27 protein-coding genes are annotated in these 23455 nt (G+C 68.0%); 9 read left to right on the forward strand and 18 right to left on the reverse strand.

Features of this window, described 5'->3' with window-relative positions; all coding sequences use genetic code 11:
• Positions 1–2: 2 nt before the first annotated feature.
• The 3 genes from SNE34_RS03310 to SNE34_RS03320 are packed head-to-tail and all read right to left on the reverse strand — an operon-like array spanning position 3 to position 2848.
• Positions 3–989: an LLM class flavin-dependent oxidoreductase gene (locus SNE34_RS03310; protein ID WP_332615662.1), complete on the reverse strand. Its 987-nt coding sequence runs from the start codon at positions 987–989 to the stop codon at positions 3–5.
• A 46-nt stretch (positions 990–1035) separates the two neighbouring features.
• Positions 1036–1188: a hypothetical protein gene (locus tag SNE34_RS03315; RefSeq protein WP_332614715.1), complete on the reverse strand. Its 153-nt coding sequence runs from the start codon at positions 1186–1188 to the stop codon at positions 1036–1038.
• 1 nt (position 1189) lies between these two features.
• Positions 1190–2848, reverse strand: coding sequence for a serine hydrolase (locus tag SNE34_RS03320; RefSeq protein WP_332614717.1), 1659 nt, complete (start codon positions 2846–2848; stop codon positions 1190–1192).
• Between the two features lie 203 nt (positions 2849–3051).
• Between SNE34_RS03320 and SNE34_RS03325 the strand changes: the two genes are divergently transcribed.
• Positions 3052–4302 carry a TIGR03862 family flavoprotein gene (locus SNE34_RS03325; protein ID WP_332614719.1) on the forward strand — a complete coding sequence of 417 codons (1251 nt, stop codon included), beginning with the start codon at positions 3052–3054 and terminating at the stop codon, positions 4300–4302.
• A gap of 85 nt (positions 4303–4387) precedes the next feature.
• On the opposite strand, the gene SNE34_RS03330 is transcribed toward SNE34_RS03325, so the two are convergent.
• The gene (locus tag SNE34_RS03330; RefSeq protein WP_332614721.1) at positions 4388–5131 is read right to left on the reverse strand and encodes a sulfurtransferase; all 744 of its coding nucleotides are present in this window, start codon (positions 5129–5131) and stop codon (positions 4388–4390) included.
• A gap of 111 nt (positions 5132–5242) precedes the next feature.
• On the opposite strand from SNE34_RS03330, the gene SNE34_RS03335 reads away from it, so the two are divergent.
• The 3 genes from SNE34_RS03335 to SNE34_RS03345 all read left to right on the forward strand — a co-directional run bounded on the left by SNE34_RS03335 (position 5243) and on the right by SNE34_RS03345 (position 7719).
• Positions 5243–5554 carry an HPF/RaiA family ribosome-associated protein gene (locus tag SNE34_RS03335; RefSeq protein ID WP_332614723.1) on the forward strand — a complete coding sequence of 104 codons (312 nt, stop codon included), beginning with the start codon at positions 5243–5245 and terminating at the stop codon, positions 5552–5554.
• 88 nt (positions 5555–5642) lie between these two features.
• Entirely contained in the window at positions 5643–7010 is a 1368-nt protein-coding gene (locus SNE34_RS03340) for a DUF2254 domain-containing protein (protein ID WP_332614725.1), read from the forward strand.
• Positions 6970–7719, forward strand: a complete 750-nt coding sequence (locus SNE34_RS03345) for an rRNA pseudouridine synthase (RefSeq protein ID WP_332614727.1) — start codon at positions 6970–6972, stop codon at positions 7717–7719. The genes SNE34_RS03340 and SNE34_RS03345 overlap by 41 nt, the downstream gene beginning before the upstream one ends.
• 22 nt (positions 7720–7741) lie before the next feature.
• On the opposite strand, the gene SNE34_RS03350 is transcribed toward SNE34_RS03345, so the two are convergent.
• Positions 7742–8239, reverse strand: coding sequence for a DUF1993 domain-containing protein (locus SNE34_RS03350; RefSeq protein ID WP_332614729.1), 498 nt, complete (start codon positions 8237–8239; stop codon positions 7742–7744).
• Between the two features lie 179 nt (positions 8240–8418).
• On the opposite strand from SNE34_RS03350, the gene yczE reads away from it, so the two are divergent.
• Complete coding sequence (yczE, locus tag SNE34_RS03355; protein ID WP_332614730.1) at positions 8419–9033, forward strand: membrane protein YczE; 615 nt, start codon at positions 8419–8421, stop codon at positions 9031–9033.
• Here the strand turns inward: yczE and SNE34_RS03360 are convergent.
• From SNE34_RS03360 to SNE34_RS03400, 9 genes are all read right to left on the reverse strand, one after another.
• Positions 9030–9224, reverse strand: a complete 195-nt coding sequence (locus SNE34_RS03360; protein WP_332614731.1) for an oxidoreductase-like domain-containing protein — start codon at positions 9222–9224, stop codon at positions 9030–9032. The genes yczE and SNE34_RS03360 overlap by 4 nt on opposite strands.
• A gap of 2 nt (positions 9225–9226) precedes the next feature.
• Positions 9227–9670 carry a thioredoxin TrxC gene (trxC, locus tag SNE34_RS03365; RefSeq protein WP_332614732.1) on the reverse strand — a complete coding sequence of 148 codons (444 nt, stop codon included), beginning with the start codon at positions 9668–9670 and terminating at the stop codon, positions 9227–9229.
• Positions 9667–10953: an MFS transporter gene (locus SNE34_RS03370; protein WP_332614735.1), complete on the reverse strand. Its 1287-nt coding sequence runs from the start codon at positions 10951–10953 to the stop codon at positions 9667–9669. Before SNE34_RS03370 ends, trxC begins: the two co-directional genes overlap by 4 nt.
• Positions 10954–11003: 50 nt before the next feature.
• On the reverse strand, positions 11004–12752 hold the full coding sequence (locus tag SNE34_RS03375) for a M1 family metallopeptidase (protein ID WP_332614736.1): 1749 nt from the start codon (positions 12750–12752) through the stop codon (positions 11004–11006).
• A 96-nt stretch (positions 12753–12848) separates the two neighbouring features.
• The gene (locus tag SNE34_RS03380) at positions 12849–13214 is read right to left on the reverse strand and encodes a DUF6164 family protein (protein ID WP_332614738.1); all 366 of its coding nucleotides are present in this window, start codon (positions 13212–13214) and stop codon (positions 12849–12851) included.
• Positions 13215–13232: 18 nt separating this feature from the next.
• A complete protein-coding gene (locus SNE34_RS03385) occupies positions 13233–13850 on the reverse strand; it encodes a trimeric intracellular cation channel family protein (protein WP_332614739.1) in 618 nt (205 codons plus the stop codon).
• Positions 13851–13900: 50 nt separating this feature from the next.
• Positions 13901–14989, reverse strand: coding sequence for an ATP-grasp domain-containing protein (locus SNE34_RS03390; protein WP_332614740.1), 1089 nt, complete (start codon positions 14987–14989; stop codon positions 13901–13903).
• Positions 14986–16197 carry a peptidase MATCAP family protein gene (locus SNE34_RS03395; protein WP_332614742.1) on the reverse strand — a complete coding sequence of 404 codons (1212 nt, stop codon included), beginning with the start codon at positions 16195–16197 and terminating at the stop codon, positions 14986–14988. The genes SNE34_RS03390 and SNE34_RS03395 overlap by 4 nt, the downstream gene beginning before the upstream one ends.
• Positions 16188–16979, reverse strand: a complete 792-nt coding sequence (locus SNE34_RS03400; protein ID WP_332614744.1) for an N-formylglutamate amidohydrolase — start codon at positions 16977–16979, stop codon at positions 16188–16190. Before SNE34_RS03400 ends, SNE34_RS03395 begins: the two co-directional genes overlap by 10 nt.
• 238 nt (positions 16980–17217) lie before the next feature.
• On the opposite strand from SNE34_RS03400, the gene SNE34_RS03405 reads away from it, so the two are divergent.
• Positions 17218–17553 (forward strand): YkgJ family cysteine cluster protein, encoded by a 336-nt coding sequence (locus SNE34_RS03405; RefSeq protein WP_332614745.1) that lies wholly within the window; start codon positions 17218–17220, stop codon positions 17551–17553.
• A gap of 25 nt (positions 17554–17578) precedes the next feature.
• Here the strand turns inward: SNE34_RS03405 and SNE34_RS03410 are convergent, their stop codons facing one another.
• Entirely contained in the window at positions 17579–18187 is a 609-nt protein-coding gene (locus SNE34_RS03410; protein WP_332614747.1) for a tetratricopeptide repeat protein, read from the reverse strand.
• A 266-nt stretch (positions 18188–18453) separates the two neighbouring features.
• On the opposite strand from SNE34_RS03410, the gene SNE34_RS03415 reads away from it, so the two are divergent.
• Positions 18454–18924, forward strand: a complete 471-nt coding sequence (locus SNE34_RS03415; RefSeq protein WP_332614749.1) for an FKBP-type peptidyl-prolyl cis-trans isomerase — start codon at positions 18454–18456, stop codon at positions 18922–18924.
• An 81-nt stretch (positions 18925–19005) separates the two neighbouring features.
• Here SNE34_RS03415 and trhA read toward each other — a convergent pair whose 3' ends face one another.
• Positions 19006–19665, reverse strand: a complete 660-nt coding sequence (gene trhA, locus SNE34_RS03420) for a PAQR family membrane homeostasis protein TrhA (protein WP_332614752.1) — start codon at positions 19663–19665, stop codon at positions 19006–19008.
• Between the two features lie 169 nt (positions 19666–19834).
• On the opposite strand from trhA, the gene SNE34_RS03425 reads away from it, so the two are divergent.
• Positions 19835–20146: a hypothetical protein gene (locus tag SNE34_RS03425; RefSeq protein ID WP_332614754.1), complete on the forward strand. Its 312-nt coding sequence runs from the start codon at positions 19835–19837 to the stop codon at positions 20144–20146.
• 102 nt (positions 20147–20248) lie between these two features.
• Here the strand turns inward: SNE34_RS03425 and SNE34_RS03430 are convergent, their stop codons facing one another.
• Positions 20249–21154, reverse strand: a complete 906-nt coding sequence (locus SNE34_RS03430) for a hypothetical protein (RefSeq protein ID WP_332614757.1) — start codon at positions 21152–21154, stop codon at positions 20249–20251.
• A 231-nt stretch (positions 21155–21385) separates the two neighbouring features.
• Here SNE34_RS03430 and SNE34_RS03435 point away from each other — a divergent pair, with 231 nt between their 5' ends.
• The gene (locus tag SNE34_RS03435; RefSeq protein ID WP_332614759.1) at positions 21386–21991 is read left to right on the forward strand and encodes a DUF4136 domain-containing protein; all 606 of its coding nucleotides are present in this window, start codon (positions 21386–21388) and stop codon (positions 21989–21991) included.
• Positions 21992–22019: 28 nt separating this feature from the next.
• Here SNE34_RS03435 and SNE34_RS03440 read toward each other — a convergent pair whose 3' ends face one another.
• The gene (locus SNE34_RS03440) at positions 22020–23378 is read right to left on the reverse strand and encodes a Gfo/Idh/MocA family protein (RefSeq protein WP_332614761.1); all 1359 of its coding nucleotides are present in this window, start codon (positions 23376–23378) and stop codon (positions 22020–22022) included.
• Positions 23379–23455: the final 77 nt, after the last annotated feature.

Here is a 23455-nt window from a genome sequence, read left to right on the forward strand (position 1 = left end):
GCTCAACCCGCCCGCATCACGTCCGCGGCGATCTCGAACGAGCGTATCCGCGCGGCGTGGTCGAACACGTTGGCGGTCAGCAGCAACTCGTCCGGCCGGTGGCGGTCGACGAACGCGGCGATGCCCTGCTTCACCGTGTCCGCGTTACCGACCACGGCGCAGGCCAGCGCGCGTTCGACGCCGTGCTTCTCCACTGGCGTCCACCACGACTCGATGTCGTCGATCGGCGGCGGTACCAGTCCCGGTCGGCCGCGGCGCAGGTTGACGAACGCCTGCTGCTGGGTGGTGAACAGCCGCCGCGCCTCGTCGTCGCTTTCGGCGGCGACCACGTTCAACGCCAGGATCGCGTAAGGCTTCTGCAATCGCGCGGAGGGTGTGAACTCGCGGTGGTACAGCGCCAGTGCCTGATCCATCGCGTCCGGCGCGAAGTGCGAGGCGAACGCGAACGGCAGCCCCAGTGCGGCGGACAACTTTGCGCTGAACAGGCTGGAACCGAGCAGCCACACCGGCACCTCGAGGCCGGCGCCGGGCACGGCGCGCACCGCCTGGCCGGGCTGCGCGGGCTCGAAGTAATGCAGCAACTCGACGACGTCCTGCGGGAACGTGTCTGCGCCGTCGACGTAGCGGCGCAGTGCCCGCATCGTGGCCTGGTCGGTGCCGGGCGCGCGCCCCAGGCCCAGGTCGATCCGGCCCGGATACAGCGCGGCCAGGGTGCCGAACTGCTCGGCCACCCGCAGCGGCGAGTGGTTTGGCAACATGATGCCGCCCGCGCCGACCCGGATCGTCGAGGTGCCGCCGGCGACGTGGCCGATGAGCACCGAGGTCGCGGCGCTGGCGATGCCGGGCATGTTGTGGTGCTCGGCCAGCCAGTAGCGGCGATAGCCCAACCGCTCGGCATGGCGCGCCAGGTCGAGGGTGTTGGCGAACGCTTGGCGAATGTCGCTGCCCTCGGTGACGGGGGCGAGGTCGAGGAGCGAGTACGGGACCATGTCGGAACCTGGGTGGGGTCGAACCATGGAGATGGGGGCGCCGCGCTCAGAACACAGGTGGCAACCCGAGCAGAGGCGCCAGCAGCCAGTACAGGCCAAGCAGCACCAGCGCCCACATCAGCAGTTTCAACGCGAAACCCGCGACTTTCAGGGCCAGCCACAGGCCGACGATTACCAGCACGATGCCGATCCAGCTCATGTCAGGACTCCGGTTCCGACTCGGGTTCGGTGGGTTCTGCGGGGACCAGCCGCAGGTGGTGGAAGTCGAAGCTGAAGTCGGTCATCGGCGAGATCGCCTCCATCCGCGCCTCGCGAATCTGGCCGTCGGGGTCGAGGCTGAACGTCAGGAACGCATCGGCGTTGAGCCAGCGCTGGTCCCAGCGCACCACGAAGGTGTCGTGCTGCCAGTGCGAGAGGCTGCCGACCAACGCCGGACTGTGGCTGAAGGCGATCCGCAGGGTGTCGCCCTGTCGGCTGATTTCGACATCGCCGTACCAGCGGTCGGTGTAGGTGCTGGCGTAGTCGGCCAGCGGCAACGAAGGCTTGTCGTCGGCGTCGCGTTCGGCCTGGTGGTTGTGCCAGTCGGTCGCGGCCTCGTCCTCGGCCGCGCCGCGGGCCTTGGCATAGGCAGCCGTCCAGTCGGTCTTCGGGGCGTCGAGCATCTCGTCCAGTGCGCGCATCGTCACCGCGTTGAAGGCGCCGCCAACCTCGGCGCTGGTCAGCACGATCACACCGATCTCCTGCTCCGGCACCATCGTGATCCGCGAGTAGAAGCCGGGCCAGCCGCCGGTGTGCCAGACCAGCTTTTCGCCGCGGTAGTCCGATAGGTTCCAGCCCTGGCCGTAGCCGCGGAAATTGGGCTGGGCGGCTTCGAGTTCGGGGGTTTCGGTCTTGCCGACCGGGATCGGCGTCAACACCGTCCACATGTCGCGCTGGCTTTCCTCGCTGAACAGTCGGTCGCCATCGCTGCCGGGAATGACGCCCTGGTCGAGCTGTGCGCGGACCCATCGGGTCAGGTCATGCGCGCTGGAATACAGCCCGCCGGCGCCGGACACGTTGCTCCACGACATCAGCGGCGCCGGCACCAGGTCTTCGAAGTTGGCCTTGGAATAGCCGGTCGCGACGTTGTCGCCCGGTTGCAGGTGGTCGCTGTTGAAGCGGGTCGCGTCCATGCCGAGCGGCTGCAGGATGCGGCTGCGCAAGAAGTCCTCGTAGGACTGGCCACTGGCGGCCTCGATCACCAGCTGGGCGACGCCGAACAGGATGTTGTCGTAGGCGTAGCCCGCGCGGAAACCGCCGTCGATCGGGACGTGGCGCAGGCGCCGGGCGACCTCCTCGGTGCTGTAGTCGGTGCCTGGCCAGTACAGCAGGTCACCGGCGCCGAGGGCCAGGCCGCTGCGGTGCGCGAGCAGGTCGCGGATGCGCATCTCGTGGGTGATGTAGGGCTCGGACATGCGGAACCACGGCAGGTGGTCGATCACCCGGTCGTCCATGTCGAGCTTGCCGTCCTCGGCCAGCATCTGCAGCGAGGCGGCGGTAAAAGCCTTGGTGTTGGAGGCGATCGCGAACAGGGTGTGCTCGTCGACCGGCTCGCGCGACTGCAGGTCCTTGACCCCGTAGCCGCGCTCGAGCACGACCTTGCCGTCCTTGACGATGGCGACGGCGATGGCGGGCACGTCGAATTGCTTGCGGACGTTTTCGACGTAGGCGTCGAAGGTTTGCAGGGCCGCAGAGGTGCCAGCCGGCGCGGCGACCTTCGTCTCGAGAACTTCGGGCGCCGTCTGCGCTGACGCGCCATGAGCGAGTGCGAAGCCGAGTGCCAGTGCGATGGCGCGCACCCTGCGTGTTTGGACGTGCATCAGATCGATCCCCGGAAACAAAACACGGACCTTACCGCAGCTGATCGCCGATGCCTGCCCTCGATTTTGTAGGAGCGGCTTCAGCCGCGATCGGGTGTCCGGCCCCTCATCCGATTCCAGATCGCGGCTGAAGCCGCTCCTACAAGAGCCCGAGGCTGCCACGAGCGTGCGATCCTTCCAGTCTTAAAAGACCCGTGTGACTCATGCCCGATAGTTCCCACCCCCTGCCCGGCCTCGCCATCATCGGCGGCGGTCCCGCCGGCCTGATGGCCGCCGAGGTCGCACGCACGGCGGGGGTCGAGGTCGACCTGTTCGAGGCCAAGGGTTCGGTCGGACGCAAGTTCCTGATCGCCGGCAAGGGCGGGCTCAACCTGACCCATGCCGAGCCGCGGCCCGGTTTCGACGCGCGCTACCGCGAACGCGGCGACGCGGTCGCCGCCTGGCTCGACGATTTCGATGCCGACGCCTTGCGCGAGTGGGCGCACGGGCTTGGCGTCGACACCTACGTCGGCAGCTCCGACCGGGTTTTTCCGACCGACCGCAAGGCGGCACCGCTGCTGCGCGGCTGGGTCCGGCGGCTGCGTGAACAGGGCGTGCGCTTCCATGTGCAACACCGCTGGCTGGGTTGGGCCAACGTCGGCGCATTGCGCTTCGACACGCCCGATGGCGAGCATCGCGTGGTAGCCGCGGCGACCGTGCTCGCGCTAGGCGGTGCCAGTTGGCCGCAGCTCGGTTCCGACGGCGCATGGCAGGCAGCGCTGGTCGCAAGCGGCGTCGACGTCGCCCCTCTGACTCCTTCCAACTGCGGGTTCGACATCGGCTGGAGCGCGCACTTCGCGAGCCGCCACGCCGGCGCGCCGCTGAAACCGGTGGTCGCATACTGGCAAGAGAACGGTCGCGAGCACGCGCAGCAGGGCGAGTGCGTGGTCACCGAAACCGGCATCGAAGGCAGTCTTGTCTATGCGCTGTCGGCGCCGTTGCGCGAGACGATCGCCCGCGACGGCGTGGCGACGCTGCATCTGGACCTCGCGCCGGGCCGCGAACTCGCCCGCCTGCAACGCGACCTCGGCAAGCCGCGCAACGGCCGCAGCGCCAGCGACCACCTGCGCCGGCAGGCGGGGTTGTCGGGAGCCAAGGCGGCATTGCTGTTCGAGGTAATTGGTCGGGAGCGGATGAACGACGATGCGTTGCTGGCGGCGACGATCAAGCGCCTGCCGCTCGTGCTCAAGCGCGCACGACCGGTCGAAGAGGCGATCAGCAGCGCCGGCGGCGTGCGGCTGGAGGCGATGGACGCCCGACTGATGCTGGAGGCGATGCCCGGCGTGTTCTGCGCCGGGGAGATGCTCGACTGGGAAGCGCCGACCGGCGGCTACCTGCTGACGGCGTGTTTTGCCAGCGGCCGGCGCGCGGGATCGGGTGCGGTGGAGTGGCTACAGCGGAACGCGCTCTTGTAGGAGCGGCTTCAGCCGCGATCGTCAGTCGGCGCGGGTGCACGATTCCACGATCGCGGCTGAAGCCGCTCCTACAACGGCCTCGCGCTTACGCCCGCTCCCCATCCACCAGCGGCTGCAGCGCCGGATCCAGCGCGACCCGCTCGTCGAACACGAAGCAACGGCCGTCGTAGCCCTCGCCCCCGACCTGCTCGAAGTACCCCAGGATGCCGCCATCGAGCTGCAGCAGGTTGTCCATGCCGTCGGCGCGCAACCACAGCGCAGCCTTCTCGCAGCGGATCCCGCCGGTGCAGAAGCTGACCACGGTCGCGTCGGCCAGCGACTCGCGGTGCGGCGCCAGCGCACCGGGCAGATCGGTGAAGTTGTCGATCGGCAGGGTCAGCGCGCCGGCGAAGGTGCCGTGTCCGACCTCCTCGCGGTTGCGTGTGTCCAACAGCACCAGCCGTCGGCCGCTGTCGTCATGACCCTGGGCGATCCAGCGTGCCAGGTCGCGCGGTGCCACCGCCGGCGCGCGGCCGGCCAGCGGCGACGCGTCGTCGCGGCGGAAACTGATGATCTCCGGTTTGATCTTGACCTTCAGTCGCGCGAACGGCTGGGCCCGGCTGTGACTGAGCTTGACCGTGATCGCGGCGAAACGTGGGTCGCCGCGCAACCGCTCCAGGAAGCCGTCGACCGCCGCCGCGCCACCGGCCAGGAACAGGTTGATCCCCTCGCCCGCCACCAGCACCGTGCCGCGCAGCGCGCCGGCCTCTGCCCAGTCGCGAAGGGCGTTGGCCATGGTCTCCGGGTGTTCGACCCGGGTGAAGTGGTAGGCGGCGAGATTGACGATCATCGGCCCATTTTACCGGCCGGCACGAGGCCGCCGGCACCTTCTCGCGGCGTGAATGGGCCCGGCGTTAGCCTGCATCGACCGACCCCACCCGCTTCCAACGGAGGTATTCGCATGAAAGTCCGACTCAACACCGACCACCACATCCAGGGCGACGAGCCGCTCGCCCAGCACGTCGAACAGGTGGTCAGCGATACCCTCGCCCGCTTCGGTGACCGGGTTGGCCGGGTCGAGGTCCACCTGGCCGACACCAACGGCGGCAAGTCCGGTGCCGCCGACAAGCACTGCACGATGGAGGCGCGGGTGGAGGGCCTGCAGCCGCTCGCGGCCACCGCTGACGCCGAGAACGTGCGCGGCGCGATCAACGGCGCGGCGAAGAAGCTGCAACGGGTGCTCGACAGCGCACTGGGGAAACTCGAGCACTGACCGCCACACCAACGCGCGCGGCGGTTCACCCCGGCCGCGCTTGCGGCGATGATGGTCGCTCCCGTCCATCGACAAGGCCCGCCATCCGATGACCTCCCGCTGGCAATGGCTGTTGTTGCAGCTCAGCCGCAAGCTCTGGTTCCGCGCCTCGCTGTTCTCGGTGCTGGCGATTGCCACCGCGCTGGCCGCGATCGTCCTCAAGCCCTACATCCCGGCGGACATCTCGACCCAGGTCGGCGCCGACGCGGTCGACAAGATCCTCGGCGTCATCGCCGCGAGCATGCTGGCTGTGACGATCTTCTCGCTCAGCACGATGGTGTCGGCCTACATCGCCGCCAACAGCAACGTCACCCCGCGCGCGATCCGGTTGCTGGACGAGGACGCCACCGCGCACAACGCGCTGGGCACGTTCATCGGCGCGTTCCTGTTCAGCCTGGTCGGCATCATCGCGCTCAGCACCGGCATGTACGGCGTGCAGGGGCGGCTGGTGCTGTTCGTGGTGACCCTGGCGGTGATCGCGTTCGTGGTGATGACGCTGCTGCACTGGATCGACCACGTGTCGACCCTGGGCCAGGTCGCCGAAACCAGCGGCCGGATCGAGGCGGCGACGAGCGCGGCGATGCGTGCCCGCCACCAGCGGCCCTACCTGGGCGGCCGTCCGCTGCTCGACCCGGCGCGCGAGATCCCCGCGAACGCCACGCCCCTGTTCGCCGAACGCATCGGCTACGTGCAGCACATCGACATGGACGCGCTGGCGGGCCTGGCCACCGGGCAGGCCGACGCCGCCATCTACCTGGGGGCGCTGCCCGGCACCTTCGTCGATCCCTCGCGGCCGCTGGCCTGGGTGGGTGGCATCGACCACAACGCGATGCAGGACGACGTGCGCGCGGCGTTCACCATCGGCCAGTTGCGCTCGTTCGACCAGGACCCGCGGTTCGGCATGTCGGTGCTCTCGGAAATCGCGTCGCGCGCCTTGTCACCGGCGGTCAACGACCCCGGCACCGCCATCGACATCCTCGGCCGCGCGGTGCGGCTGCTGTCGATCTGGAGCGTGCCGCGCGAGATCGCCGACGACGAGGTCCGCTATCCGCAGGTGCATGTCCCCGGCGTCGACGTCGCGGAGCTGTACGACGACCTGTTCAACCCGATCGCGCGCGACGGCGCGGCGCTGGTGGAAGTCGGCATCCGCCTGCAGAAATCGTTGCGGGCACTGGCCCGGCTCGGCGACGCGCGCCATGTCGCCAGCGCCCGTCGGCATTCCGCGCTCGCGCTTGAACGGGCGATGCTGGCATTGGCGATCGACGCGGACAAGCAGGTGCTGCGGGCGCTCGCCGCCGAAGTCGGCACGCCGGCCGCCGATCCGCAGACCTCGCCCGCCTCGTTCTACACTGGCCCGCCCGCTGCAGGCGCCATCGATGTCCAGTCCGACCCCACCGCCGACGCCCCATCCGCCTGAACGCCTGTCCCGATGCGTGGCCGAACTGCTGGGCTGCTCGCGCGCGCAGGCCGAGCAATACATCGAGGGCGGCTGGGTTCGGGTCGCCGGCGAGGTGGTCGAGACCCCGCAGGCGTTGGTCGATGCGGCGCAGGTCGCGCTCGACGCCGACGCCCCGCCGGTGGCGATGGTGCAGGCCGCCGAGCCGGCGACGATGTTGCTGCACAAGCCGGCAGGAGTCGACTTCGAGGCGTGCACGTCACTGGTGACGCCCGATACCCGCGCCGACGGCGACAGCAGCGAGGTCCGTATGCTGCAACGCCATTTCGCCCACCTCGCGCCGCTGATGCCGCTAGACACCGAAGCCAGCGGGCTGGTGGTGGTGAGCCAGGACGGCCGCGTTGCCCGCCGCCTCAACGAGGACGGGGCGAAGATCGAGCAGGAATTCCTGGTCGAGGTGCGCGGCGCCACCGGCCCTTACACCCTCGGCAAGCTGTCGCGCGGGCTGAGCTATGAGGGCCGCGCCTTGCCGCCGTGCAAGGTCAGCTGGCAGAACGAGGTGCGACTGCGCTTCGCGATCAAGGACGTGCGGCCCGGGCAACTGCGGCACATGTGCGCCGAGGTCGAGCTCGACGTGGTGGCGATCCGGCGTTTGCGGATCGGCCGGATCGGGCTCAACAAGATGCCGCCGGGCGAGTGGCGCTATTCGCCGGTCGGCGACCGGTTCTGAACGCCACCGCGGCGGCGGTCGCTCAGTACGCGCCCATGTAGTCGCGCTTGCCGATTTCCACGCCGTTGTGGCGCAGCAGGGCGTAGCTCATGTTCACGTGGAAGAAGAACTGCGGCAGGCCGTAGGTCAGCAGGTAGTCCTGGCCGTTGAAGCGGCGCTCCTTCGGGGTGCCGGGACGGGTCACGATCTCGCGCGCCTCGCTGCCTTCGAACGCGTCAGCGTCGAAGCTGGCGACGAACGCGATGGTGCGCTCGACCAGCGCTCGCAACTGTTCGAACGACTGCTCCTTGTCGTCGTAGACCGGCACCTCGGCGCCGGCCAGGCGCGCGGTCACGCCCTTGGCGAAGTCGCAGGCGATCTGCACCTGCCGCACCAGCGGGAACATGTCGGGGAACAGCCGCGCCTGCAGCAGCGCGTCCGGATCGATCTTGCGTTCCTCGGCATGCGCCTCGGCCTTGGCCAGCAGCGCGCCGAGGCTGCCGAGCATCTGCTTGAACACCGGCGCGGATGCGGCGTGCATGGAAAGAGTCATCGGAGCCTCTGGAGTTCGTGGGAAGCCGTCGATGGTAGCGCGTCGCCCGGCAGTTCCGCTGGCGCCGGCGCCGGCATCCCTGCCGCACCGCTGTGTTCCAGCGATCGTCGCGGAGACGCGCATCGGCCCGATTAAACTGGCGCACTGCCCACCCTGCTGACCACCCGATGCCGCAACGCCTGCTGCAGCTCTACCTCGGCCTGATCGCCTACGGCGTATCGATGGTGCTGATGCTGCAGTCACGGCTCGGCCTGATGCCGTGGGACGTGCTGCACCAGGGCATCGCGCTGCAGGGCGGCTGGAGCATGGGCCGGGTCGCGGTGGCGACCAGTTTCGCGGTGTTGCTGGCGTGGATCCCGATCCGGCAGAAGCCCGGGCTGGGGACGATCAGCAACGCGATCGTGATCGGCCTGGTGTTCGATGCGGTCAACGGTTTGATCGGCGACGGGCTGGCCGACCTGGCATTGGTCCCGCGGGTCGGCCTGCTGATCGGTGGCATCGTCCTCAATGCGCTGGCGACGGCGGCCTATATCGGCGCGCGCTTCGGCCCCGGTCCGCGCGACGGCTTGATGACCGGCCTGGTACGCCGCAGCGGCTGGTCGGTGCGTCTGATCCGTACCCTGATCGAAGGTGGCGTACTGGTATCCGGGTTCCTGCTCGGCGGCACCCTGGGGCTGGGCACGATCGCGTACATGCTGGCGATCGGCCCGTTGATCCAGGTCGCGCTGCCGTGGTTCGACCCGGAGTACCGCAAGGCCGTGGCGACGGCGCCGACCGGCTAGCCTTGCCGCGCTTTCCACGCGGCCAGTGCGGCTTCGTAGCGTTCCATCGCCTCGTCGTGCACGTCGTATATGCAGCGCACGCAACCTTCACCGCAGCAGTCGGCCGGGTCGGGTTCCTCCGGCCGTGTGGGTGCGGGGTCGTTCGGGTTTGCGGCCGGAGCGGCGCTGGCGGGATCGCGGTCGACCATCATGGCTACTTTGGCAGCTGCGAGCGCGCCCAGCGGACGATCTGCTCGGAACCCATCGCGCCGGCCTGGCGGGCGATCTCGCGGCCCTGGTGCAGCAGCAGCAAGGTCGGGATGTTGCGGATCGCGTAGCGCGAACCCAGCGCCGGCTCCGCCTCGGTATCAACCTTGGCCAGTCGTGCCTGAGGTTCGAGCATCGATGCCGCCGCCTCGAAATGCGGCGCCATCGTCCGGCACGGCCCGCACCACGGTGCCCAGAAATCGACCAGCAGCGGCAGTCCGCTGCGCATGGCATGCAGGTCGAAATTGCCGGCACCGAGGTTCAGCGGTCGTCCCTCGAACAAGGCCTCGTGGCAGCGCCCGCACTTGGGAGATTCGCCGAGCCGGGCCCCGGGCAGGCGGTTCATCGCGCCGCAATGCGGACAGGGAAGCAGGAGCGAGGTGTCGTTCATGCGGAACTCCAGGACGGTTGCCGGGGCACCATCAGCAGCGCCAGCAGGGTCAGCACCGCCGCGCCGGTCAGGTAGTAGCCGACCGATGCCAATCCGTGGTTCAGGGCCAGCCAGGTGGCGATGTACGGCGCCAGCGAGGCGCCGAAGATGCCCGACAGGTTGAACGCCAACGAGGCGCCGGTATAGCGCACCGAGGTCGGGAACATCTCCGCCAGGATCGTCCCGACCGGGCCGTAGGTGAACCCCATCAGCGCCAGCCCGATCGACAGGAACAACAGCGTCCCGCCGAGGCTGCCGGCGACGAACATCGGCGCGAACACCAGTCCGAACAGCGCGATCGCCGCCGTCGCCGCGATCATCGCCGCCCGTGCGCCGCGGCGGTCGGCGTAGATTGCCGACAACGGTATGGTCAGCGCGAACAGCACCACCCCTAGCATCTGCATCCACAGGAACGCATCGCGCGAGTAGCCCAGCGACGAGGTGCCCCAGCTCAGCGCGAACACGGTCATCAGGTAGAACAGCACGAACGTTGCCAGCGCGGCGAGCATGCCGGCCAGCAATGCGCGCGGGTGGCGGGTCAGCACCACCAGCATCGGCAGGCGCACCCGCTCCTCGCGGTCGATGGCGCGCTGGAACGCCGGGGTCTCGGTCAGCTTCAGCCGCATCCACAGCCCCAGCGCGACCAACACCGCGCTGCCGAGGAACGGCACCCGCCAGCCCCAGTCGAAGAACTCGCGCTCGTCCAGCAGCGCCGCCAGCAGCAGGAACACGCCGGTGGCGAGGAAGAACCCCAGCGGCGCGCCCAACTGCGGAAACATGCCGTACCAGGCGCGCTTGCCCGGCGGCGCGTTCTCGGTCGCCAGCAGCACCGCACCGCCCCATTCGCCTCCCAGGCCCAGGCCCTGCCCCAACCGGCACAGCGCCAGCAACAACGGCGCCAGCACCCCGATGCTGTCGTAGGTCGGGAGCAGGCCGATCACCACGGTCGACAGGCCCATCGTCAGCAACGCCGCGACCAGGGTCGCCTTGCGGCCGACGCGGTCGCCGAAGTGGCCGAACAACGCCGAGCCGATGGGCCGCGCGAAGAACGCCAGCGCGAACGTCGCCAGCGACTGCAGGGTGGCCGACGCCGGGTCGCCGGCCGGGAAGAACAGCCGCGGGAACACCAGCACCGCCGCGGTCGCGTAGATGTAGAAGTCGAAGAACTCGATGGTGGTGCCGATCAGGCTGGCGAACAGCACCCGGCCCTTGGAGTTGACAGGTTGTGCGGTCGTGTCGGTCATCGGCGTGGCAGAGATGAGTGGCGGCGATTGTGGCAGTTGCAGAGAGGATGCTAGTCCTTCGCCTTCTCTGCCCGCGCCTTCCTGTCGGCCTGGTACTCGACGACATGCGGCAGCGCGCGGAGCACCTTCGAATGCGGGTCGAGCGTGTACAGCGCGCCGGCCGGCATGTCGAGGCGGCCGCGGCCTTCGGCCATCGCCACGTTGCGGACCTCGCCATCGACCGATCCGATGCGCACCTGCACCGGCATCGGAAACGGCTTGTCGCCCTCGGTCTTCCATTGCAGCACAAGCCCCTCGTCGTCGCGGGTCGCAAGCAACTCCGGCAGCGCCGCCGAGTACAGGTACACGTCGAAGAACCAGCGATGGTCCTCGCCGGTGACGTCGTTGACGATCTCGATGAATTCGTCGGTGCCGGCGTAGCGCGGCTTGAAATTGCCCGGACGCGGGGTGCCGGTGCCATACACCAACCGACGGGTGGCCTCGAAGAATGCGTCGTCGCCGATCAGCTCGCGCAAGCTGTGCAACACCACCGATCCCTTGGCATAGATGTCGCCGCCGGGACCGATCTCGTCTTCGTACACCTCGTGTTCCAGCATCGGCTTCCCGGAGACGATGGGGTGCCGGTTGAGCACGCCCACCCGCTGGCCGTGCAGCTGGGTGTAATAGGCCATGTCGCCACGCAGGTACTGGGCGTACAACGGCTGCATGTAGCTGCCAAAGCCTTCGTGCAACCACATGTCGTCCCAGTTGACATTGGTCAGCTGGTTGCCGAACCACTCGTGCGCGAACTCGTGCTGCAGCAGCCAGTCGTAGCCGAACTCGCCCTTCTTGTAGTCATTGCCGTAAGCATTGATGGTCTGGTGCTCCATCCCCAGGTGCGGGGTCTCGACCACCCCCATCTTTTCATCGGCGAACGGGTACGGGCCAATGGTCGATTCGAAGAAATCCAGCATCACCGGGAACTCGGCGAACAATTCGCGCGCTTTGTCCTCTCGGCCGCGCAGGTGCCAGAAGCGCAATGCGATGGTGTTGCCGTAACGGCTGCGGTATTCGTCCCGCAACAGCTCGTAGGGGCCGATGTTGAGGGCGATGGCGTAGGTGTTCGGGTCGTGCGTGCGCCAGTGCCAGGTGCGCCAGCCGTCGTGCTGGTCCATGCCCGTGGCGACGCCGTTGCCGGCGGCGACCAGCGGGTCGGGCACGGTGATGTGCTGGGTCACCACGCCCGGCTCGCCCATCGGATGGTCGATGCACGGCCAGAACAGATCACAGCCCTCGCCCTGCACGGCGCTGGCGATCCACGGCTCGCCGGTCGGCGCGGTCGCCCAGACGAAACCGCCGTCCCACGGCGCGCGCTCGGCCACGTGCGGCGCGCCGTTGTAGACGATGCGCAGCGTGGCCTCCTCGCCGATCGGCAGCGGCTTGGGCAGGTCCACCGTCAATCGTCCCCCGGGATTGGCGTAGGTGTCGGCCGGTCGCGGCATTCCGTCGATCGACACCGATTCGATCGCGTAACGGCTGTCCAGATCGACCACCAGCCGTTCGACCGGGGCAGTCGCGCGAAACACCAGGGTGGCATCGCCGCTGATGCGTCGGCGCTTGGGGAACACCTTGAACTTCAGGTCGGCCGTTTCGAACACCACCGCCTGCTGCTCGGTCGTCATCGGCGCGCCGGTCGCGGCGGTGTAGTCGGTCAACCGGTCACCCGGAGCACGGAACGCTCCAGTGACACAGCCGGCCAGCCCCAACGTCACGCTGGCGACGCACAACGTGCGGCGAACGATCGAACGGTGTTGGGTCATGCGGACAACCTCATGGCAATGACGGAGGAAGGAGGACGCCATCCCCGGCCCCCTCTCGCGACGATTGCATATCCGCGCGGCCGAGGCCAACGGCGGTCAGCCGCGCAGCAGCACCGCCGGCAGCGCCACCAGCCCGAGCAAGACCAGGATCGCCAGCGCGATCAGCAACACCCGTAGCGGCTGCGCGCGGACCACGTCCATGAAGGTTTCCGCGGTGCCGTCGCGCCTGGCGGCCTCGTTCTCGGCGCGCACACGCGTCTGGCGCTTGGCCTGGTAGTCGGCCATCAGTTGCTTGGCCCGCGGCAGGTCGCCGTCCTCGCGGATCCAGATGCCGCCGTGGGAGATCCCCCAGCGGCTGGGCTGGGTTTCGTAGTACTCGATGCGGTGCTCGTCGAGCATCGCGCGGACGTGCTCGATCTCGTCATCGAGCACGTAACGCAGGTTTAGCAGCAGCTTTGACATCGGCCCATCTTAGCCGGCTCAGGGCTCGCGATGGTCGGCCACCGGCAGCCGCCAGCCGTGGCGGATCGCCATGTAGCGCAAACCGAAACACAGGATCGCGCCAGCCACGACCACCGGCGCCAAGGGCAATGCCAGCGCATGCCCGGCCACCACCGCGGCGGCGCCGGCGAGCGCCGCGACCGCGTACAGGTCGGACTGGAAGATCACCGGGGTCCGGGCGACCAGGACGTCGCGGGCGATGCCGCCGCCGATGCCGCTGAGCATGCCCAGCAGGGTCGCCGAAACCGGGCCGAGACCGAACTCGAGCGCCTTCAGCGCGCCCGATACCGCGAACAACGCCAGGCCGGCGGCATCGAACATCTGCACCGGATTGCGCAGCTTTTCGATCGCGGCATCGCGGTAGAACGTGATCAGCCCGGCCAGGCAGGCGACGGCGAGGTATTGCCAGTTGACCAGCGCGACCGGCGGGGTGGCGCCGATCAGCACGTCGCGGGCGATCCCGCCCGAGGTCGCCGCCGCGAACGACAACACCAGCACGCCGAACAGGTCGAGCCGGTTGCGCACCCCGACGGCGGCACCGGAGATCGCGAAGACGAAGGTGCCGACGAGGTCGAAGGCGATCAGGAAAGTATCCAAGGCGGGCGGCTCGGTAGCGTTGCCCGACAGTATCGCCCACGCCCGCGCGGTTACATCATGGCCAGCTCGGCGTTGCTCAGGGTGCGGTTGTACAGCTCGCGCAGCCGCACCTTGCGCTCCAGGTCACCGATGATGCAGCCGCTGAAATCGATGTCGGTCAGGTCGTCGGCCATGGTGATGCCGCCGGGGGTGTCGACGTTGATCTCCATCATCTTGTCGCCAACGATGTCCAGCCCGGCCAGGTACATGCCGTCGCGCATCAGCTTGGGCGCGACGATCTCGGCGACCCGCAGGGCCTCCTCGCTCGGCTGGGCCATCTCGTACTTGCCACCGGCGCTGATGTTGCTGCGGGCATCGCCGCTCTCGTTGTAGCGGCGGATGCAGCAATAGCGACCGTCGATCTGCAACGGCCGGCCGTTGAGGGTGATCAGTCGCAGGTCGCCCTCGGCGGCCTTGGGCAGGTACTCCTGCACGATCGCGTAGCCATCGCGGGTGACCGCGTCGATCATCTGGTTGAGGTTGCCGCCGCTGTCGGGCGTCACCACGAACACGCTCTGCCCGCCCGATCCCTGCAGCGGCTTGATCACGCCGCAGCCGTCGTGGGCAGCGATGAACGACTTGATCTCTTCGGCATCGCGGGTGATGCAGGTGATCGGCCGCACTTCCTCCGGGAAATGCTGGAAATAGGTCTTGTTGGAGGCATCGGTCAGGTGGGTCGGGTCGTTGAGCACGATCACGTGCCTCAGCGCTGCGAGCTGGGCGAACAGCAGGCCACTGTTCGGCGCCCACGGACGGTCGACCACCTCGTCGGCCGGGTCGCTGCGCAGCAGCAGCACGTCGAGTTCCTCCACCGAAATGCGCTGGGTTTCGCCGTCCTCGGCCTGCAGGTCGGCCAACAACTCGTCGTCGGTCTCGTAGCGCTCCCGCCGCGGCACGTGGGCCTTGGCGCGGATGGTGCCGTTGGCGTCATAGATGAAGTCGCCCAGCCCGATCAATGCCACTCCGTGACCGCGATTCACTGCGGTGCGGGCGAGCCGGATGGTGGTGTAGTTGTTCTTCTCGGTGGCCATGTCGTTGATGACGAAGCCAATCCGGATGGGCGTAGATCGGACGTCGGACTTCGCGGGGGCTGCGTTCATTGATCGGGCTCCATGTGGAACAGGTCGGCGACCGGGGTGTTGCGGCAACGGGCCAGGCGGTCGGGGAAATCGGGGCGCGAGCAGTAGCGCGGCAGCAGGTCCGGCGCGCATACCCAGCCTTCCTCGACCAGCTGGTCGAGCACGACCCGGTGCGACAGCGCGAACTTGCCGACGAACAGCGGCTCGAACTCGCCGTCGTCATTCAGGTAGTCGATCAGGTCGCGCAGGCCGCTGAGGTACACCGCGTCCTTGGTCAGCCCGCCGCCGCGCAGCGCGCGCACCGCGACGTCGAACGCATCGTCGGTCGGCAGGCCGTGGGTGTTGTGCAGCAGGTCGAAGATCGCCGGCACGCCTTCGCCGTGGATCGCCATGTCGGCGGCGACCACGCGCGCGGCCAGCACCCGCAGGCGCTCGGCGGGCAAGTAGCCGGCCATGAATTCGGCCAGCACACCGAGCCCCTCCTGCAGCGGGTCGTAATGGGCCAGCCCGACCTCCAGCTGCTTCAGCGACTGCCGCTCGCCGTTGTGGCGGGTGACCACGTGGGTGCCGATCTCGTGCTGGATCAGCGGCTGCACCCGTGCGTGCGGCAGCCGGATGTCGCCGTCGATGTAGAACGTGCCATGCGAGACCATCATCATCGAGTTGAGGTCGGTATCGACGACCACGTCGACGCTGAAGTCCGGCGACTGCTGGCGATACCAGTCCAGTTCGTCCTCGACCGCAGCCATGATCTCGTCGATGCCGGCGTCGGCCTTGAGCCCCGCGCCGTGCTCGACCCGGCCTAGGATCTCGTTGGCGAGCTTCAACAGGGGCGGCGCCACCCCGCCGAACAGGTCGAGGCTGGCGTTGATGAAACCGTCGGTGCCGCGCAGGCGCACCAGCTCGATCTGGCGCTCCAGTTCGCGCTGCTTCTCCGACAGCAGCCCGGACAGCAGGTGCGACTCGATGTCTTCGACCGGTAACGCCATCACCCGTTCGCGGGCGGCATGCAGGTCGAGTTCGAGGTCGATGTAATGCAGTGGCGGGATCGCCGTGTGGCCACTGGCCTCGAAGCTGTCCCACAACGCCTCGTTGCCGATCGGCGACAGCGCCAGCAGCCAGTCGACCTCGCCGTCGATGCGCGCCAGTTCGGCGTCGACCCGGGCCGCAACCGGCGGCAGCGGGCGCGCGGCGGACACATGGGCGGGCGATCGCGGGCTCATCGACATGCCATGAACTCCGGGCGCACCGCGTCGACCGCGTTCTGCAGGCCGGTGCGCAGGTCCTCGATCGCCGGGATGTCGGCCTGCGCGGTCCACTCGTCCATGTAGATCTTCTTGTACTCGGGCGAAATCGTGCAGACCTTGTCGCCCCAGGTGGCGTAGACCCACTCCGGGAAGTACCCGCCGGTGGGGAAGCGCACGTTCTCGCGCACGTCCGGGCTGCGGCCATCGATCGGGGTCTCGCGCAGGGCCTGGGCAAAACGCTCGGCGACGCCGCCCCAGCGGCCGGGGTCCAGCGTGGTCACGCCCAGTTCGATGTCGGGGTTGTGACGCTGCGGGGCCGGCTCGGCGTCGGCGCCGTCGCGGCGGTGGTTGTAGCTGTGGATGTCGATCAGCAGCACGCAGCCCCACTTCGCCAACAGCTCGTCCAGCAGCGCGCGGATCATTGCGTAGAAGCGGTCGTGCCCCGCGAGTGACAACGCGCGCTCTTGCGGCGGCAGATCCCCTCGCCACACCTGTAGGCCCCAGGTGTCGGCAGGATCGGTGGAAACCGCCTTGTCGCGCGGCCGGTTGAGGTCGACCTGGAACCGCGAGGCACGTACCTGGATGCGGACGTCGCCGACGGCGGTCAGCAGGCCGGTCATCGGGTCTTCCTCGCGGCGCCGCTCGTCCTCGCTGATCGCCAGGTGCGGCAGCAGCGAGTCGCGTACATGATGGCCATCGTGGATGGCGGTTGCCACCACCGGGCCGTCGCCGATGATGAGGTCCCAGTCGTCCGATTTCTCCATGCCGGGCATGCTCCCATCGGCGGCATGAGGCACCCGTGAGCAGCCTGAACGGACGATTCGGATACCGGAATCGCGACTGTCCCGGTTGGCTGCATTCATCGGTCCCGCTGCGGCGCGCTGTACGATGGCGCCGTCCACCGCCGTACCGTCGCGTCCGACCGGCTGTCCGCAGTCGCCCGCTTCGCTCCCCTCACGCGTCAACGCTCCGTCCTGGAGCGACGCCCCTTCGGGAGCCGCCATGCCTAGCCACGACCACGACCACGACCAGCAAATCGACCCGACGGTCTCGTGCGAAAAGTGCGATGCAGTCTGCTGCCGCTTGACCGTCGTGGTCATGCCTGACGACGAGGTGCCACGCCACCTGATCGAGCGCAGCGACATGGGGCTGGAGGTGATGGCGCGCGGCGAGGACGGCTGGTGCATCGCGCTCGACCACAACCGCATGTGCTGCGGCATCTATGAGCAGCGTCCGGCGATCTGTCGCAAGTTCGCGATGGGCAGCGCGTACTGCCGCGACGAACGCGAGCAGTACCGCCATCGGTACGATCGCGAAATCCCGCTGCTGCTGCGCTGAAAGGCGTCCGCGTCCGGACGCCGGCTCAGTCCCCGCCCAGCAGGTCCAGCGGGTCGCCCTTGGGCTTGGTCTGCGCTTCCGGCAAACGCTCCACCCGGTTCGCCTTGTAGTTCTCGACCGCCTCCCGGGCCAGCCGCGTCCGGGTCTCGGCGGAAATCAGCAGCTCCGGCTCGAACACCTCCGCCATCAGCGCCGCGATCGCCGCCGCCTGCTCCTCGTGTCCTTCAGCGGGCGCCTGCCCGGCCGCGCGCAGCCGCTTCATGGTCTGCAGCGCCACCTGCAGGCCGCTGTCCACGGTGATTTCATAAGCGACCTGATCGGTCGGATCGCGGCGCAGTACCTGCTCGGCGGCGGCCAGCGCGTCGATATGGCGTCCCTGGGTGGTGCGCAAGCGGGCGATCTCCAGCCATGGCTCCTTGCTGGCCGGCTCCATCGCCGCGGCACGCTCCAGTGCCGCCACCGCCTCGCGGGCCTGGCCGGCGGCAAGGTGCTCGCGCGCGACCGCCATCGCATCGCGATGGTCCGGCGGCGCCGGTTCAGGCAGCGTTGCGCAGCCTGCCAGCGCCAGCAGCAACGCCAGCCCGCCGGCCATGCCGGTGCAACGAAAACGTTGGCACGGATTGTCGAAAGTCATGGCGGAACCTTTGCCTTGTACCCGGGGCCGAGGGAGTCCATACGATGGATAACGCGGGAATGCACCGCCCGATGCCATTCCGGCGTCGGCACGGGTCGCGGCGCATGTTCCGGGACGCCAGCTGAACAGCAGCATTGTCGCCCAAAGGTTGCAGCGGGCGTGCAACTTTCCTAGGCTGGGTCGGGTGGCGTTTCGTTTTCGCCGTGAATTGACCGGCGTATCCACTTTCCCATCCCTTTCCAGTCCATATCCCAGTGAGGTTTCCCATGGAGATCGCCGAGCGGCGTGTCGCCGCATTCCATTACACCCTGACCAACGACGCCGGCGAAGTCATCGACAAGTCGCCGACCGATGCGCCGCTGGCCTACCTGCACGGCGCCGGCAACATCGTCCCCGGCCTGGAGAAGGCCCTGCTCGGCAAGAAGGCCGGCGACAGCCTGACCGCCAAGGTCGCACCCGAGGAGGCGTATGGTCCGCGCCACGAAGGACTGATCCAGACCGTGCCGCGCAGCGCGTTCGAAGGCGTGGAGTCGGTGCAGCCGGGCATGCAGTTCGAGGCGCGTACCCAGCAGGGCCCGCTGCTGGTGACCGTGACCAAGGTCGAGCCCGAGCAGGTCGTCGTCGACGGCAACCATCCGCTGGCCGGCCAGCACCTGAACTTCGCGGTGGAAGTCGCCGAGGTGCGTGAAGCAACCGAGGAAGAGCTGAACAACGGTCACGTGGCGCCGAGCGCCTGAGTTTCGACAGTTTCAGCAAACGAACAAGGCCCGCGTCCAGCGCGGGCCTTTCTTGTGGTGCAGCGCGGCGCCCTCCCCGCCTCAGACCACCTGCGCCATCACCGCGACGTAGTGGCAGACACTGCCGGCGACCACGAACAGGTGCCAGATCGCGTGCGAGTACCGTAGTGACGGCCGGTGGTAGAACACTGTGCCCAGCGTGTAGCAGGCGCCTCCGGCGAACAGCCAGCCAAGCGTCCAGCCGTCCAGCGCCCCGAGCAGAGGCTTCAACGCCACCAGCACCAGCCAGCCCATCGCGACGTAGATCAGCGTCGACAACCGCGGGAAACGCCCGGTGTAGAACAGTTTGAACACCACCCCGGCCAGCGCCAGCATCCAGATCGCCGCGAACAGCCCCCAGCCCCACGGCCCGCGCAGGCCGATCAGGGTGAACGGCGTGTAGGTGCCGGCGATCAACAGGTAGATCGCGCAATGGTCGAACACCTTCAGCCGTGCCTTGGCCTGCGGATACGCCACCGCGTGGTACAGCGTCGAGGCGACGTACAACAGCAGCAGGCACACGCCGAACACGATCGCACCGGCCAGTTGCCAGGCATCCCCGTACACGGCCGCCAGCGTGATCAGCACCGCCCCGCCCGCCAGCGCGGCGATCGCGCCGAGTCCATGGGTCAACGCGTTGACCCACTCCTCGCCGATGTCGGCGATCGGATGCGGATTGTCATGTTCAGTCAGGGGCGGCATGTTTTGATCGTATCGCGTTGGAGGGCCGGCGATGCAACGACACTCACATGTCATGAACGCGGGGTGCGCGAGGATTTCGCTGCGCATTCATCGTGCGCGTGACGCACGAACGCTCGCCCACGAGAGGCGGCGCGCGACCCCGAAAACCGAATCCAAGGAGTCAATGACAATGAGCAACCTGATCAAGAAAGCCACGATCCTGGCCTTTGCAATGACGTCGGCGCTCGCATTGACAGCGTGCAACGTCGACAAAACCCAGGAAGGCGAGCTGCCGGACGTGGACGTGACCGCCGAGGGCGGCGAGCTGCCAGCCTATGACGTCGAAACCCCGGAAGTGGATGTCGATACCGAGACGGTGCCGGTCGCGGTGCCGGACGTGGACATCGAGACGCCGGACGAGCCCGACACCGAAGTCACCGACGAGGTCGATTCCGCCGCGGACGACGAGGTCGGCGATGCGGAAGAAGACGGCGCCGGTTGATTTCGCGGATCCACGCATTGCACGAACCGAAGACCGGAGCCGGGAAACTGGCTCCGGTTTTCTATTGGCGCCAGACGGGCGCTCGGCGATCCGGCTCGCTTCTCAGTACTCGAAGCTGCGCTTGCACGGGGTCGGCGACACGACCGCGGCGTTGTTGTTCAGCGCGTCCAGGTGGTTCTTGAGTTGCTCCTGGTAGGCCCGCTGCGGATGGCCGACGAACGTCTGCGGGTCATCCAGCAATGACTGGTTGGCCAGCCCCATCAGCTCGTTGATCGTGCCGCCAACCGGCACGTAGGTGACGTTGCCGTTGACGAAGCCGGCCTCGATGTTGAGCGCCATCGCCGCTACGTGCGACGACAGTTTGTAGGCCATGTTGGTGGCCTCGCTGTCGCGCAGCCATCCCTTGAACTCGGCGTGGTTGGCCGGGTCGAAGGCCATGCCGTTGGCATCGACCAGGTTCAGGTCGCCGAGCAGGTCCAGTTCCGGCTGCAGGGTGCCGCCGTCGCCCATCCGGGTCTCGCCGTTCTTGTTGCCCCAGAAGCCCGGTGTGCGGCCGCGGCTGCCGACCTTGCAGTAGTTGCCGAACTTGACCCAGGTGGTCTTGCCCGCGAACGCCTCGATGCCGGTCTGCGGATTGATCGGGTCGCCATTTTCGTCCACCGGGGACGACTGCACCCAGTTGGTCTGGATCGGCGTACCTTCGCGCAGCGAATAGTCGCTGCCGGCCTTGATGCCCCAGCCGGCAACCCCGGACCAGTTGGTGTACTTGGTGGAGTCGACCGATTTGCTGACCGATTCGAGCGTCATCTTCCAGCCGCGCAAACCGGGCTCGCCGGGATCAAGGACGCCATTGGCGTTGGCATCGTAGAACTTCTTGACCTTGATCGTGCTGCAGCCGCATGACGCGGTGGTCAGGTCTGCGGCAAAGCCGGTTCCCGCCACCATTAACCCAGACAGCAACACCACCGTCGCCACGGCGCGCCGTGGCTGTTTCCGATTGACGTCCATCCGCGAATCCTCGAGGGAATGCGACTTCCGCCTCCGGCCGGGGGCCGTACCGCATGGGAATTGAAGCCGCCAATGGAGGAACGGCGAAGCAACTGGATGTCGGTCACCGGATGCGGCGAAACGGCAAGGCGTCATGGCGACGTGAAGACGGAAATCCGCGCAGCGGCTTCACGCGATGTCCGGCACCGGATTGTTAGCGTGGCATTGGTCATCCGAACTCGGAGACATGCCATGCGACGCCATCTCCCCGGCACGATCCTGCGCGCCCTGTGCGCCCTCCTCGCCTTGCTGACGCTCGCGTCCTGCGCCCTCGGGCCGCGGGTACGCACCGACGCCGACCCCGCCGCCGATTTCTCGCGCTACGCCACCTATGCCTTCTATGAGCCGCTGGCAATGGAGCAATCGGGCTACACCAACTACCTCTCGGACCGGATCAAGCAGAGCGTGCGCCGCGAGATGGAGGCGCGCGGATATCGCTTCGACCCGGAGGATCCCGACCTGCTGGTCAACTTCCAGGGCGTGATCCGCGAACGCTCCGATGTCTACAGCATCCCGCGCAGCGACGTGCACTACTTCTACAGCTACCGCGCCCAGCGCTATTTCGCGGTGCCGGTCTGGTACGACGAAGCCCGGGTCAGCCAGTACACCGAGGGCACCCTGACCGTCGACCTGGTCGATGCCGAACGCAACCACCTGGTATGGACCGGCGATGCGATCGGCCGGGTCACCCAGCGCAGCCCGCAGGAGCGCGCCGCAGCCGCCGACGAAGCGATCGCCGCGATTTTTCGCGAGTTCCCGTATACCGCGGGTTCGGCGCAACCACCGGCCACGCCGTGACCGGTAACGGGACGGCCCGCCGGCGGGATCAATAACCGCTGTCGAGCGCGAAGATAGGTTTGCGCGCCTTCCACTTGCCCTCGGTGAAATCCGGGAAGTCCAGCGTCTCGAAGCCACCGGCGATCGACTGTTCCGACAACGGCGTGATCGCGCTCCAGGTCACCGCGTCGTAGATGTCGATCGGCATCGGGTCGCCGATCTTCAACGCCTCGACGAAACCATTGAGGACGAACCAGTCCATCCCGCCGTGGCCGGCGCCGGCCGCCGTTTCGGCGTGCTTCTTCCACAACGGGTGGTCGTACTTGGCGAACCACTCCTGCGCGTCGTCCCATTTGTGCGGCGGGCTCTTGCCCTCGATGTGGACGCCGTTGTTGACGTCCATCCACAAGCCTTCGGTGCCCTGCACGCGGAAGTCCAGCGAATACGGCCGCGGCAGCGACACGTCCAGTTGCAGCAGGATGGTCTCGCCGTTCGCGCAGGCGATCTGGGTGGTGACCACGTCGCCGTGGGCGAACTTGAGCTTCGCATTCGGATGGTCGGGGCCGGCCTTGTCGACCAGGTAGTCGTGCAGGCCACGGGCCTTGCTCGCGAACGAGTTGATCCGGGTGAAGCGGTTGCCACGGTTGACGTTGGCCAGGTGCGCGCAGGGGCCGATGCCGTGGCTGGGATAGAGGTCGCCGTTGCGTTCGATCGAATGCCGGGTGCGCCAGCGCGCCTCGGACCAGCCCTTGTCGCCGAATTCGACGCCGCTGCCGTAGGGCTCGTCCGGGTGCCCGGAGTTGAATTTCACCCCGCGCAGATCGTGCTGGTAGCCGCCCTGCAGGTGGACAAGCTCGCCGAAAACGCCCTGCCGCGCCATGTTGAGCGCCGCCATCACGTCGCGGCGGTAGCAAACGTTTTCCAGCAGCATGTAAGGAGTGCCGGTCTCCTGCTGGGTGCGCAGCACGTCCCAGTGGTCCTGCAGGGTGATGCCGGCGACCACCTCGCAGCCGACCGGTACCTTGGCCTGCATCGCATCGATCGCCATCGGCGCGTGCCACTCCCACGGCGTGGCGATGATCACGCCGTCGAGGTTGTCGAGTTCCAGCAAGCGGCGGTAGGCGTGCACATCGCCGTCCGCACCGAATGTCCTTGGGGTCGCCTGGCCGGCCTTCTCGACCGCCGCCACCGCGCGGGCGAGCATGATCGGCTCGATGTCGCACAGCGCGACCATCTCGACATCACCGCGGCCCAGCAGTGATCCCATCAGGCTCTGTCCGCGCAGGCCGGTGCCGATCATTCCGAGGCGCAATTTGCTGCGCGGCCGGGCAAAAGCCGGCGTCCAGGTGTCGGCGACGGCCAGGGTGCCGGCGGCGGCGCCGGTGAGGAGGAAGTCGCGACGATTCATGGCGGTCGATTCGGGTCAGGGAGTCGACCGACACGGTAGCGCGTCGACACGCATCGAAAAAGCGACCCGGTCCGGCT

The organism is Novilysobacter erysipheiresistens (genome assembly GCF_036663935.1).
In the GTDB taxonomy this organism is placed as follows: domain Bacteria; phylum Pseudomonadota; class Gammaproteobacteria; order Xanthomonadales; family Xanthomonadaceae; genus Novilysobacter; species Novilysobacter erysipheiresistens.